Below are 13,542 nucleotides of genomic sequence, written 5' to 3' on the forward strand. Positions count from 1 at the left end.
CAGCTTAATTACCTGATTCTTCTAAATCATCAACGCGCTTTTTCTTTTCCTCTACAGGTTTTACTTCTTCTATTTTATTTTTTTCATTTTTCTTTTTTTTCCTTTCTGCTTTTTCCGCTGCTTTATCTAATTCTTCTTCTGACAAGATTCCTGTTTTTGATTTTTTCTTTTCTTCTTTTTTAACTTCTTTAACTTCTTTACCCTCTTTAATTTTTGGATCTTGATGATTTTTATCTAACCTCCAGGAAACACCAACTCCACCGTATAATAAATCAGGAGTCGATTTTATATTTTTACTAATAGAGGCATCTAATTGAAGATTCTTGTTTAACAAATAAGTTCCTCCTACAGTAAAAATACCATCTGAGTAATAATTCCCTTTAATCCCTCTATTTTCAAGCATTGCAGACCATTTTTCATTAATTCCATACGTAACAGTTATTATATAACCGTAATTAAATGTTTTAGAAATAATTTTATCTGCAAAAAAATTGGCAACAATTACCCATCTTCTATCTAAATGATGTTGCGTAATTAACATGGCTTTGGGTGAAAGAGTTAGTTCATCAGGTATGGCGTAATCATTATTCATTGTATAATTAACTCCTACATAACCTGATATAGCGGGGATCAATCGTTTCCAATCAAATTTATGATTAGCCCTCCAACTGTAAATATTAGGTTTTTTTTCTTTCGCTTTGAATGGATCGTAAAAAAGATATTTACCTCCTAAAGTTGTTTGACGTAAACCGTTTCTATTTTTTTTAAATATACCTGTTGTATACTGATCCATTTGAAATTGTAAATCAAGAGACAACTCTAATTCTTCTTTTAAAAGACCATAACGGGTGGTTAAATCAACCCCAAAACCATTTGCATCATAATTTAGGACTGAATGGGATTCATTAGCATAATATACGCCTGCTTCTACTTGTAAAACCTTTTTTCCAACTGAAAAGGCACCAGCTGAATTACCCGGTCTATTGGTATTAATTTCATCTGTATACTGTGCAGTTAGTTGATTAAAAGCGATTAAATAAATTGTTATAATTAAATGTTTGATTGACTTCATGACTTATGTTATGTAGTTTCAAAAGTACTATTTTATTTTTAAGAAAAAAGAAATTTTAAAACAAGGCTTTTAAAAATAATCGCAATAATGATAAAAAATAAGTTAAAACAGTTTAACTGTGAAATGAATCTTTTTATTTTTGAAAAAAAAATAAAAATGCAAGAAGCTTCTATACCTGGATTATTTAAAACTATTGTTTACATTTTAGGTTTTTATTATTTAATAAAAATTTTAAGTCGCGTTTTTCTACCAATCATCATGCGAAAAGTAATAAATAAGGCGCAAGAAAATTTTAATCGTCAGTACTCAAATGAAAATTTTGATCAATCTACAAAAGAAACTTACTATGATGAAAAGAATTCAACTAGAGATTTTAAAAAACCAACGAAACAAGTAGGTGAATATGTGGATTATGAAGAAGTAGAATAAACTCTTAAAATAGATGCTTTATTCTTTTTTATCTCTTTTTCACTTTAATATGAAGTCAAAATTATTTTTTACTTTTTTAAGAATAATCTAAAAAGTTACGGAGTAGCATTCAAGAACCTTAGATAAAGGGATGAAGAGTGAATTAAATTTTAAAGTAACCAATCTAATGACAAACCTTGGTAAAGTATATTCATTATAACTTGTAATTCCTACTATCTAAAATTTTACTATCTTCACGCCTTATTTTGATTGTGCTTCATTTATGAATAATTTAAAACGTTTTTATCCACACGTACTAGCCATAATCGGTTTTGTACTCGTTTCTATCATTTATTTTTATCCTGTTTTAAGTGGTAAAAAAATTCTACAATCTGATATTGTTCAATATACAGCAATGGCTAAAGAACAAAATGATTTTAGAGCACAATATCATGAGGAACCTTATTGGACTAATAGTGCTTTTGGCGGAATGCCTACTTATCAATTAGGAGCTAATTACCCTTATAATTATATCAAGAAAGTTGATTCTGTTTTGCGCTTTTTGCCAAGACCAGCAGATTATTTATTTCTTTATTTTCTTGGTTTTTACATTTTATTAATAGTATTAAAAGTAAAACCCATAAAAGCTTTTTTTGGTGCTTTAACTTTTGGTTTTTCTACTTATCTAATCATTATATTGGGAGTAGGACATAATGCAAAAGCCCACGCAATTGCTTACATGCCTATGGTCATAGCTGGTGTACTACTGGTTTTTCAAAAAAGATGGATAATTGGAGGGATTTTAACCATGATTGCTGCAGCATTAGAACTTAATGCTAATCACTATCAAATGACTTATTATTTGTTTATTTTCTTACTTGTTTTGACTATTTATTACATTTATAAAGCTATTAAAGAAAATGATTTAAAAGAATTAATTTATAGTTTTGGAATATTTGTAATAGCTGGAATTGTATCTATTGGGGTTAATGCAACAGGAATATTAGCTACTCAAGAATATGCTAATGAAAGTACAAGAGGCAAAAATGAATTAACTTTTAGTCCTGATGGTAAAAAAACTAATACTAAAACTTCTATGACTTATGACTATATAACGGAATATAGTTATGGGATTGCAGAAAGTTTTAATTTAGTATCTGCCAGAATTTTTGGCGGTTCTAATAGTGAAAATGTAGGCACAAAATCAGCTATGTATAATTTTGTTTTATCGCAAGATGTACCTGAAGATCAAGCTAAAGAAATAGTAAAAGGCCTACCTACCTATTGGGGAGATCAACCTATAGTAGCTGCTCCAGCATATATAGGGGCTATTGTTTTCTTTTTAGCCATTTTAGCCTTACTCATTGATAAAAGAAAAATTAAATATGCTTTTTTAGCAGGTGCTATTGTTTCATTAGTTCTATCATGGGGGAAAAACTTTCCGTTATTAACTGATTTCTTTATCTATTACGTCCCTTTTTATGATAAATTTAGGGCAGTATCATCTATACAAGTTATTTTAGAACTTTGTATGCCTGTTTTGGCTATACTTGGACTTCAGGCTTATTTTATTGCTGAGAAAAAAGAACAAAAAGAAGGTCTTATAAAGGCTACTATAGTGAGTATAGGAACACTACTACTATTATTATTATCTAAATCTTTATTTAGTTTTTCAGCTTCAGGAGATACCTACTTTATTGATTCTTATGGTCCTGGGTTTGTTGATGCCTTAAAAGAAGATCGTAAATCACTTTTTACATCTGATTTATTACGTTCCATCTTTTTAATAGGATTAACGGCTGGAAGTTTATTTTTGAGTTTCAAAAAAACTATTTCAAATAAAGCAGCTACTTTATTTGTGGGGTTATTAATGGTAGCTGATTTGTTTTTAATTGCCAAAAATTATGTAAATGCTTCTGACTTTGTAAATGCTTCCGAAGTAGAAATCCCTTTCGTTATGGCTCCTTTTGATGAAGCCATTCTGCAAGACAAATCACACTATCGCGTTTTTGAAGTTTCCCAAAATGTAATGAGTGATCCTCGTGCATCATACTTTCATAAATCTATTGGTGGTTATCATGCAGCTAAACCAAGGAGAATGCAAGAACTTTTTGATTATCAAATTTCAAAAAACAATATTGAGGTTTTGAATATGCTTAACGTAAAGTATTTGATACAAAAAAATGAAAAAGGAGAACAATTTCCTATTCGCAATGAACAAAGTAATGGTAATGCTTGGTTTGTAAAATCTATACAATTTGTAAAGTCAGCAGATGAGGAAATGAAATCTTTGAATAAATTTAATTCAAAAGAGGTTGCTATCTTAAATAGTACTTCAATAAATGAAGATTTTAGAGAGAATAAAAAGATTTCAAATAAAGATGCTAAAATAATATTACAGTCTTATAAATCAAATGATTTAAAATATGAATCCGTAAATCCTCAAAATGGTTTTGCTGTATTTTCAGAAATGTATTATGGCAAAGGATGGAATGCTTACATAGATGGAAAATTAAAGAATCATTACCGTGTAGATTATATATTAAGAGGCTTACCTATTCCTGCTGGCAAACATATCATTGAGTTTAAATTTGAACCTCAAGTCGTTAAAACGGGTAGTATTATAGCTTTGATTAGCTTTATCTTAATGATAGGTCTTATAGTAGGAGGTATTTATTTAATTAAAAAAAATCAAAGAAACTGAAATCATTTTTTTATATAGGATTAGGAGGAGGCATAGGTAGTATTTTACGCTATCTAGCCTCTCTTTTTTTTAATCGTTTTTTTATAAGCAATTTTCCTATTAGCACCTTTATCGTAAATAGTTTAGGTTGTTTTTTAATTGGCTTATTTTTTGGCTATTTTGAAAAACAAACTGATAATACTACTGAGTTAAAATATTTTTTAATAACTGGATTTTGTGGTGGATTTACTACTTTTTCTACTTTTTCTAACGAAAACATTCAATTATTACAAAACAATCAAATAGGTATTGCTTTCTTATATACTTTTGTAAGTTTAGCTATTGGTTTTGGCATGACTTATTTAGGTATTTTTTTGATAAAAAGTTGAATTACTAAATCTTTTTTAATTATTGTAATGAAAAAAGTATTAATTATAACATATTATTGGCCTCCTGCTGGAGGGCCAGGTGTTCAAAGATGGTTAAAATTTGTAAAATATTTACCCGATTTTAATATCGAACCTATTGTATATATACCTGAAAATCCTACTTATCCTTTACTTGATCAAAAATTAATCGAAGAAATATTACCTACTACAACTATTTTAAAAAAAACAATTATAGAACCTTATGCTTGGGCTTCTCTTTTTTCAAAAAATAGTACAAAAAAAATAAGTTCTGGAATTATTCCAGCTCAAAAAAAGCAGTCCTTTATCCAGAAATTATTATTATGGATCAGGGGTAATTTATTTATTCCTGATGCACGTGTTTTATGGGTAAAACCTTCTATAGCTTATTTATCAGAATACATACAACAAAATAACATAGACACTATAATTACCACTGGTCCTCCCCATAGTTTACATCTCATTGGATTGGGTCTTAAAAAAAATCTAAATATCAAATGGCTAGCCGATTTTCGAGATCCTTGGACTACAATTGGATATCATAAATCGTTGAAATTAAGTAAAAATTCGGCTCTAAAACATAAAGAACTAGAGTATAAAGTAATGAATACTGCGGATGAGCTAATTGTTACGAGTCCAACTACCAAAAAAGAATTTCAATCTATTACATCTAAATCTATACATGTCATTACAAATGGTTATGATATAGAAAAAGTAAATAAACAAGTCTTAGATTCAAAATTTACATTAGCTCATATAGGTTCTTTTCTTTCTGATAGAAATCCTCAAATTTTATGGCAAGCTTTAAGGGAATTAATTTCCGAAAACCCTAATTTTTCTGAACATTTTGAGTTAAAATTAATGGGTGCAATCAGTCAAGAAGTTCTTAATTCTATCAAGGTATTTCATCTCGATTCATTTACAAATAATTTAGGATATGTTTCGCATGAAGAAGCTGTTATACATCAGCGAAAATCTCAAGTATTACTTTTAATAGAAATTGACTCAGAGGAAACAAAAAGTATTATCCCTGGTAAAGTTTTTGAGTATATAGTTTCTGAACGTCCCATAATAGCAATTGGCCCAAAAGATTCTGATTTTGCTTCTATTATAACAGAAACTAATACAGGTAGCTTTTTTACTTATAATGAAAAGGAAGCTCTTAAAGAGAAAATATTAATTTATTTTAATGCTTATTTAGAAAATAATTTAAAGGTATATGCTGTAGGGCTACAACAATATTCTCGCAAAAACTTAACAAAAAAGTTAGCTGATATATTATAATATTCTTATTAACAGGTAATTTTAGAGGGTATTCAAAAGACTCCCGTTTTATTCATTTCGACCAGCGAAAGTAATGATATAATACTGATAATATGCCTTCTACTCTTTTATTATTAGGCAAAAGTCTGAGACTTTAATAAAATATTTAAAAGAAGAGTAATTTATTTTTTGGATTTTTTCTTGAAATAGTATTCATGCAAATCTATTAAAACAAACCCTGTTTTTAGAGCAAAAGCCTTAAAAACAGGATTTGAATTCAGAAATAAGAAATCTTAAGCCTTGATTTATGATACATCTTATTTCTAAATATTCATAAGAAATAAGAAAATTTAAGATTTAATTTTTAAGCCAAATTCCGAATTAGACTCGAACGAAGTGAATTGGCGAAGTAAATCTATATCTTTCTTTTTTGCTTTCTTCTTATTCAGACACGCACTTTGTTTTAATTATCAAAAAGTATCTTTATTTCTTCTTCTAAAATTGTCCGCGAGCATTTGAATATATTGAAAATTTTTATTTTACAACGAACTAATATCGAATCTTGGGTCAAAGGAGTCTTAAAAATAAAAACAATCTAATTAATTAGCTTATTCTAATCTTCATTTAATGAACTAGTGGAGCTACATAATCTTTTTACTTTTAGGACTTCTTCTTTACATCTTTTTAGTTTCTATTTTTTATTTAACTTACTATTTTTAAATCCGTATGAAAAATAGATTATTAATCCTATAATTAACCAAATTCCAAACCATTTCCAATTACTTACAGCCATTCCTGTTAACAAATAACAACATGATATTAGTCCCAATAAAGGAATCAGTGATAGTTTTTTTAAGAAAGATAAAATAGTCATAACCAAAGTAAAAGCAAAGAAAACTATTAGAGGCAAATTGGTTGCTAAATTAGATTCGTTTAAACTTAAAGTAGAACTAAAATAATCTGGGAATAAAAAATGAATTGTTAAGAATGAAATAACAACTATAGTTGGAAAAATCCATTTTGAATTTATGTATGGTATTCTAAATTTTCCTCTTGTGGGAGCATTTGCTTCTTCTTCATTATGGGGAGCTAACATAAGAACACCGCCACAAACTAATACAAAGGCAAATAGAGTGCCTATACTTGTAAAATCTAGGACAAAATTTTCATCTGTAAAAAAGATAGGTAATCCTACAACAATTCCTGTTACTATTGTAGCAAATCCTGGTGTCTTATATTTAGGATGTATAGAAGCAAATTGTTTAGGCATTAATCCATCACGACTCATCGTCATCCAAATACGAGGTTGTCCCATCTGAAAAACTAACATTACACTAGTCATGGCTGCCACTGCTGCAATTGATACGATGAATAACATCCATTTAATTCCTTTTAAGGCAAAAATTTCAGCTAAAGGATCACTAACGCCTAATAAATCATATTTTACCATTCCTGTTAATACTAGAGCTAAAATGATATATACGATCGTACAAATCACCAATGAATAAATCATTCCTCTAGGTAAATCATGTTGTGGATTTTTACTTTCTTCTGCTAAGGTAGAAACAGCATCAAAACCAATATAGGCAAAGAAAACAGCTGAAACTCCAGCCATAACTCCTTTGAAACCGTTAGGCATAAAAGGATTCCAATTATCAATATCTATATAAAAGACTCCTACTGCTATTACAAGTACTATGACTATCAACTTTAAATAGACCATAAAGTTGCTGACATTTTTTGATTCGCTGGTTCCTTTATAAATTAAATAGGTTATCAATACGTTTATTAATACAGCTGGCATGTCAAAAATAATTTTAAATCCTGCTATTTCAGGAGCATTTTGCCAAGCTAATAAACCTTCACCTATTTTATTTTCTAGAAAAGCTGTATGTGCTGATTTGTAATTTATTGTTAACCATTCTGGTAAATGTAATCCAAAAGATTCTAACAAATTAGTAAAATATCCACTCCAGGAAAAAGCTATATAAATATTTCCAATAGAATATTCCATTAATAATGCCCAGCCTATAATCCAAGCAAACAATTCACCAAAAGAAACATAGGCATAGGTATAAGCGCTACCTGAAACAGGAACTCTTGCTGCAAACTCAGCATAACACATAGCTGTAAAACCGCATGCAATAGCACAAATAACGTATAACAGAATTACACCTGGCCCTCCTGAAAAACAGGCATTTCCTATAGCTGAAAAAGTCCCTCCTCCTATAATAGCTGCAATTCCAAAAAAGGTTAAATCTTTTACTGTTAACACTTTATTTAATCCCGAGTGTTCTCCATCACCTCCTTGTTTTAAGATTACGTCAAGTGATTTTTTTCTAAATAAACGTGTTAATGACATATTTTTTTGATTGTTTTTTTTATATTAAGATGAACAAATATATAAAACTTGTCGAAAAATTTTTATTTATATATTTTTTTTTACGTTTTTATTTGTTTTTTATATAATATCTCTATTATGAAATGAAAAATTTATGACATCTTTAAAGAGTATCTAAGCCGTATATATTATGGCTATTTTTATATAGTGTTATTTTTTTAGAATTGTTTAATTTTAAGAAATCTATTTTAATTTCTTAAAAGTCTATCTATTTTTACTAAGGATCCTTTTTTTAGATTTTCAATTTTTATAAAATAGTAATCTAAAATTTAACCTAAATCCCACATTAGGCTCAAACAAAGCGAATTGAATACAGCTATCTATTCTACTTTACTTTTTTTTAAAGTTCAAGCACATACTCCAATTTTAACCATCCAAAAGCTCTCTATTTCTTTTTATAAAATTCCTTATAAACACTTGATTATCAAAAATTTTTATTTCAAAATAAAGTTTAATACGGAAATCTGGTTTAAAAGAAAAGTATTCAATTATTTCTAAGATATTTTTTGATACTACTTTGAGTATATTGATTATTTCTTTTAACAATTGAATACTAATCTAGAAATACTAACAATGTATAAAGGAGATTAAATACCTGCTAAGTATTTTAATTCGTTAACAAAACGTTCTGCTAAAACATCTGCTTCTTTTTGAGAAGGTGCTTCTGTATAAATACGAATAATGGGTTCTGTATTTGATTTTCTTAAATGTACCCATTCCGTTGGAAAATCAATTTTTACGCCATCAATTGTTGAAATGTTTTCATTAGCATATTTTTCTGCTATTTTATTCATTATGCCATCAACATCTATTTGAGGTGTTAATTCTATTTTGTTTTTACTCATGAAATACTGAGGAAAATCGGCTCTCATTTTTGCGACTGTTACGTTTTGATTTGCTAAATGAGTTAAAAATAGGGCTACTCCTACTAATGCGTCACGTCCGTAATGAATTTCAGGATATATAATCCCCCCATTACCTTCTCCTCCAATAATTGCTTGTGTGGCTTTCATTAATTCTACTACATTAACTTCTCCTACAGCACTTGCTTGATAGGTACCTTTGTGTTTTTCGGTAATATCTCTTAACGCACGGGATGAAGACATATTGGATACAGTATTTCCTGGTGTTTTACTTAACACATAATCTGCTACAGCAACTAATGTATATTCTTCACCAAACATTTCACCATCATTTGAAATAAAGGCCAAACGATCTACGTCTGGATCTACTACAATTCCAAAATCAGCCTTTTCTTCTACTACTAATTTACAAATATCGCCTAAATGTTCTTTTAAGGGTTCAGGATTATGAGGAAAATGCCCATTAGGTTCACAATATAACTTAACTACTTCTACCCCCATTTGCTCTAATAACTTAGGAATAATAATTCCTCCTGATGAATTAACGCCATCAACAACTACTTTAAACTTTTTTTGAGCAACAGCTTGAGCATCTACTAAAGGTAAATTCAACACCTCATCAATATGAATATCCATATAGGCATCATTTTCAATAACTTTTCCTAATGAATCAACTTCTACAAAATCAAATGCTTCTTGTTCTGCAATTTCTAATATTTTAGCTCCATCAGCACCACTTAAAAACTCGCCTTTATCATTTAATAACTTTAGAGCATTCCATTGTTTAGGGTTATGAGAAGCGGTTAAAATAATACCTCCATCGGCTTGCTCTAAAGGTACTGCCACCTCAACTGTAGGGGTTGTAGACAACCCTAAATCTATAACATCTATTCCTAAGCCTATTAATGTATTAACCACTAGGTTATGAATCATTGGTCCTGAAATACGCGCATCACGACCAATACAAACTTTTAATTTATCTTTTGTTGCATTTTGTTTTAAAAAAGTTCCGTAAGCTGAAGCGAATTTTACCGCATCTACTGGGGTCAAATTATCTCCTACATTTCCTCCTATCGTCCCTCTAATTCCTGATATTGATTTTATTAAAGTCATTTTTGTTATGTTTATAATTGGATAACAAATATACTTTAAAGATTCAAGTAAAAAAACTATATTTATAACACCTATAAAACAATATATAATTGAATTTTCTAGCTCACATTTATTTATCTGGTAATAATGAATTACTAAAAATAGGCAATTTTATGGCTGATGGCATACGTGGAAAAGAATATAATAAATTTGATATTGAAATTCAAAAAGGAATACTTTTACATCGATTTATAGATTCTTTTACGGATAGTCATCTTATTTATAGAAAAAGTAAACATCGACTTCATAAAAATTACGGGCATTATGCAGGTGTTATTATGGATATTCTTTATGATCATTTTTTGGCCAAAAACTGGTTAACTTACCACTCTACACCTTTGGAAGAATATGCTGATGATTTTTATCAATCACTAAAAAATAATTATAATTTACTTACTCTTAAAACTCAAAACATGCTTCCCTATATGATAGCTCATAACTGGCTTGTGAGCTATGGCTCACTTTCTGGAATTGAGAAAATTCTTTTTCAAATGGATCATAGAACGCAATACAGAGCTAATATGGGCGGCGCAATTCGGGAATTAAAAGAATTTTATTTACTCTTTGAAGAGGAATTTACTATTTTTTTTGATATTCTGATAAAGGAATCGGAAATAAAGTTAATGGCTCTTGAGAATACTATAGAATTTAATAATAAGCTTATCTAGCTATTTTTGTGCTTTTTTAACGGATTTTCAATTGGTTGCAAAATTATTTTCTACTCTCTATTTCATCTTGCTTATTTGTACCCCTGCGATAGGGTACATATAAACTAAAACATGAAACAAAAATCCTTATTTTCGTTTCAATCAAAAAATTTTGAATTGTTTTTTGTGATAAAAGAGATTATTTTTTCACGCTAGGCTATTCTGACTTTTTAATCCCTTAATATTTTTATAAACCCAAAATCCGCATTAAACTCGAACAAATTAAATTTGCAAAGCCTATTCTCCTTATTACTCTTCAAATGTAAGTACGTACTCAAAATTTTAATTGTCATAATAGTTCTTTATTTTTTCTTCTAAAATTTTTCGTGAACACTTGAATTTGTTTTTTTATTTCACAACGAAGTCTAATGTGGAAGCTGGGTTAATTTTACAATAATATTAAATTTCCAATATTTTTTTATCTTATTGATTCTTTTAAACGATTAAGGTGTTTTTAATATTTGCAATGTATGTTCTTTCGTTTTTACTTTTAGAATAACGTCTTCTATAATTCCTTTTTCATCTATTACAAATGTTGTGCGGTGAATACCGTCAAATTCTTTTCCCATAAATTTTTTAGGTCCCCATACTCCGTATGCTTGAATTATTTCTTTGTCTTCATCTGCTAATAGAGGAAAAGGAAAACTAAATTTATCTGAAAATCTTTTTTGTATCTTCGCATTATCTGCACTTACTCCTAGTAACACATAATTAAGGGCTGTAAATTTTTCAAAATTATTACTTAAATCACATGCTTCAGCTGTACATCCTGGAGTATTGGCTTTTGGGTAAAAAAACAATACGACTTTCTTTCCTCTGTAATTTTTTAATTCTTGTTTATTCCCATTTTCATCTAAAACTGAAAAATCGGGAGCTTTATCTCCAATTTTTAAATTTGTCATTGTTTTACTTATTTTTGGTAAAAATAAATAATAATGAACAAAGCAGAAAAAGTTAATTTTGTAATTAACACTCTTAACGAGCTCTATCCTACTATACCTATTCCTTTAGATCACAAAGATCCTTATACACTCTTAATAGCGGTTTTGCTTTCGGCTCAATGCACAGATGTAAGGGTTAATCAGATTACGCCTCTTCTTTTTGCTAAGGCGGATAATCCTTATGATATGATTAAATTAAGTATTGAAGAAATTCAGGAAATTATTAGGCCTTGTGGTTTATCTCCTATGAAATCAAAAGGAATTTATGGATTATCGCATATTTTAATCGAAAAACACGAAGGAGTAGTTCCTGCTTCTTTTGATGCTTTAGAAGCTTTACCTGCTGTAGGACATAAAACGGCTAGTGTTGTTATGAGTCAAGCATTTGGAGTTCCAGCCTTTCCTGTTGACACTCATATTCATCGACTAATGTATCGTTGGAATCTATCAGATGGTTCTTCTGTACAACAAACTGAAAAAGATGCTAAAAGACTTTTCCCTAGAGAAACATGGAATGATCTTCATCTACAGATTATATGGTACGGAAGAGAATATTCTCCTGCAAGGGGCTGGAGACTTGAAAATGATATTATTACAAAAACAATTGGACGAAGTAGTGTTATAAAAGAATATAACAAAAAAAGCATCCTTAAATAGGATGCTTTAAACATTACATAATCAAGCATTAGCTGGTAACTAACTCAAATTTTTTACCATCTACTTTTATTATTTTTAAATCTTTTGAGTAATTTAAAATAAATTTTATTGTTTCTCTTTTTGGCATTATTTTAGGAAATTGAGATGTATTTTTCATGTAAAGTTTTGCCATAATTTCTTTTTATATTTACTTAAATATATAACGTAAACTTTATCCCTTTATTATCTCAACTTGCTAAAATGATATTATTTTTTTCTATACTTCTTCTCATATTAAGCAAAGCATAGCGCATACGCCCTAAAGCAGTATTAATACTAACGCCTGTAATTTCTGCAATTTCTTTAAAACTTAAGTCATCGTATATGCGCATCTCTAACACCTGACGTTGATCATCAGGTAATTCTTCTATAAGACGAATCAGATCATTTTCTACTTGCTCTGCAATCATCTTCATTTCTATATTAGGTGAACCGTCTGTAATTAAAGAAAAAACTGAAAATTCCTCTGTATCTCTATATTTAGGCATTTTCTTTTCCTTTCTAAAAGTATCTATAATTAAATTATGGGAGATCCTCATAACCCAAGGTAAAAATTTACCTTCTTCGTTATAGTGTTTTCCTCCCCCTTTTAATGTTTTAATTACTTTGATAAAGACATCTTGAAAAATATCATTTGCGATTTCACTATCCTGTACTTTTGAATAGATGAAACTATAGATTTTGGTTTGATGACGATCAATCAACTGAGCTAAAGCATTTTCATTACCTTCTATATAGCTCCTTACTAAGAGTGCATCTGGAATTGAAGTAGTAGTCATAAACAATACTTTTTAAAAGTTATTGGGATAAAAAACTGTAATTAAAAGTATTATTGCTCTATAGGCTTTTGTTTAAGTGTTATAACACAAAGTTATAATTATTTTTCAATAAAAATAATTATATACTTTTTTTTAACATATTTTTTAAACTTTTTTTTAATTCTTTCATA

General features: G+C 28.9%; 12 protein-coding genes. 6 read left to right on the forward strand and 6 right to left on the reverse strand.

The window, feature by feature from the left end; translation table 11 throughout:
- Positions 1 to 4: 4 nt before the first annotated feature.
- On the reverse strand, positions 5 to 1,072 hold the full coding sequence (locus tag NAB20_RS13140) for a transporter (RefSeq protein ID WP_127822842.1): 1,068 nt from the start codon (positions 1,070 to 1,072) through the stop codon (positions 5 to 7).
- 87 nt (positions 1,073 to 1,159) lie between these two features.
- On the opposite strand from NAB20_RS13140, the gene NAB20_RS13145 reads away from it, so the two are divergent.
- The 4 genes from NAB20_RS13145 to NAB20_RS13160 all read left to right on the forward strand — a co-directional run bounded on the left by NAB20_RS13145 (position 1,160) and on the right by NAB20_RS13160 (position 5,854).
- Complete coding sequence (locus tag NAB20_RS13145; protein WP_240668920.1) at positions 1,160 to 1,501, forward strand: DUF4834 family protein; 342 nt, start codon at positions 1,160 to 1,162, stop codon at positions 1,499 to 1,501.
- Between the two features lie 262 nt (positions 1,502 to 1,763).
- Positions 1,764 to 4,184: a YfhO family protein gene (locus NAB20_RS13150; protein ID WP_375605240.1), complete on the forward strand. Its 2,421-nt coding sequence runs from the start codon at positions 1,764 to 1,766 to the stop codon at positions 4,182 to 4,184.
- Positions 4,185 to 4,225: 41 nt separating this feature from the next.
- Complete coding sequence (gene crcB, locus NAB20_RS13155) at positions 4,226 to 4,552, forward strand: fluoride efflux transporter CrcB (protein WP_240668923.1); 327 nt, start codon at positions 4,226 to 4,228, stop codon at positions 4,550 to 4,552.
- Positions 4,553 to 4,579: 27 nt separating this feature from the next.
- Positions 4,580 to 5,854, forward strand: a complete 1,275-nt coding sequence (locus NAB20_RS13160; protein WP_088392967.1) for a glycosyltransferase family 4 protein — start codon at positions 4,580 to 4,582, stop codon at positions 5,852 to 5,854.
- 670 nt (positions 5,855 to 6,524) lie between these two features.
- On the opposite strand, the gene NAB20_RS13165 is transcribed toward NAB20_RS13160, so the two are convergent.
- On the reverse strand, positions 6,525 to 8,195 hold the full coding sequence (locus NAB20_RS13165) for an amino acid permease (protein WP_174647577.1): 1,671 nt from the start codon (positions 8,193 to 8,195) through the stop codon (positions 6,525 to 6,527).
- 626 nt (positions 8,196 to 8,821) lie between these two features.
- A complete protein-coding gene (glmM, locus tag NAB20_RS13170; protein ID WP_105196587.1) occupies positions 8,822 to 10,210 on the reverse strand; it encodes a phosphoglucosamine mutase in 1,389 nt (462 codons plus the stop codon).
- A gap of 89 nt (positions 10,211 to 10,299) precedes the next feature.
- Between glmM and NAB20_RS13175 the strand changes: the two genes are divergently transcribed.
- Entirely contained in the window at positions 10,300 to 10,917 is a 618-nt protein-coding gene (locus tag NAB20_RS13175) for an ACP phosphodiesterase (RefSeq protein WP_105196586.1), read from the forward strand.
- Positions 10,918 to 11,399: 482 nt separating this feature from the next.
- Here NAB20_RS13175 and bcp read toward each other — a convergent pair whose 3' ends face one another.
- Complete coding sequence (gene bcp / locus NAB20_RS13180) at positions 11,400 to 11,858, reverse strand: thioredoxin-dependent thiol peroxidase (RefSeq protein WP_105196585.1); 459 nt, start codon at positions 11,856 to 11,858, stop codon at positions 11,400 to 11,402.
- 33 nt (positions 11,859 to 11,891) lie between these two features.
- Between bcp and nth the strand changes: the two genes are divergently transcribed.
- Complete coding sequence (nth, locus tag NAB20_RS13185; protein ID WP_088394149.1) at positions 11,892 to 12,554, forward strand: endonuclease III; 663 nt, start codon at positions 11,892 to 11,894, stop codon at positions 12,552 to 12,554.
- Between the two features lie 28 nt (positions 12,555 to 12,582).
- Here the strand turns inward: nth and NAB20_RS13190 are convergent, their stop codons facing one another.
- Positions 12,583 to 12,726, reverse strand: coding sequence for a hypothetical protein (locus tag NAB20_RS13190; RefSeq protein ID WP_164849045.1), 144 nt, complete (start codon positions 12,724 to 12,726; stop codon positions 12,583 to 12,585).
- Positions 12,727 to 12,781: 55 nt separating this feature from the next.
- A complete protein-coding gene (locus NAB20_RS13195; protein WP_088394151.1) occupies positions 12,782 to 13,372 on the reverse strand; it encodes an RNA polymerase sigma factor in 591 nt (196 codons plus the stop codon).
- Positions 13,373 to 13,542: the final 170 nt, after the last annotated feature.

The organism is Flavobacterium davisii (genome assembly GCF_042182265.1).
GTDB lineage: Bacteria > Bacteroidota > Bacteroidia > Flavobacteriales > Flavobacteriaceae > Flavobacterium > Flavobacterium davisii.

Coding starts and splice junctions, on each gene's coding strand:
- NAB20_RS13140 (WP_127822842.1), bottom strand. CDS start 1,072: ATGAAGTCAATCAAACATTTAATTATAACAATTTATTTAATCGCTTTT.
- NAB20_RS13145 (WP_240668920.1), top strand. CDS start 1,160: ATGATAAAAAATAAGTTAAAACAGTTTAACTGTGAAATGAATCTTTTT.
- NAB20_RS13150 (WP_375605240.1), top strand. CDS start 1,764: ATGAATAATTTAAAACGTTTTTATCCACACGTACTAGCCATAATCGGT.
- NAB20_RS13160 (WP_088392967.1), top strand. CDS start 4,580: ATGAAAAAAGTATTAATTATAACATATTATTGGCCTCCTGCTGGAGGG.
- NAB20_RS13165 (WP_174647577.1), bottom strand. CDS start 8,195: ATGTCATTAACACGTTTATTTAGAAAAAAATCACTTGACGTAATCTTA.
- glmM (WP_105196587.1), bottom strand. CDS start 10,210: ATGACTTTAATAAAATCAATATCAGGAATTAGAGGGACGATAGGAGGA.
- bcp (WP_105196585.1), bottom strand. CDS start 11,858: ATGACAAATTTAAAAATTGGAGATAAAGCTCCCGATTTTTCAGTTTTA.
- nth (WP_088394149.1), top strand. CDS start 11,892: ATGAACAAAGCAGAAAAAGTTAATTTTGTAATTAACACTCTTAACGAG.
- NAB20_RS13190 (WP_164849045.1), bottom strand. CDS start 12,726: ATGGCAAAACTTTACATGAAAAATACATCTCAATTTCCTAAAATAATG.
- NAB20_RS13195 (WP_088394151.1), bottom strand. CDS start 13,372: ATGACTACTACTTCAATTCCAGATGCACTCTTAGTAAGGAGCTATATA.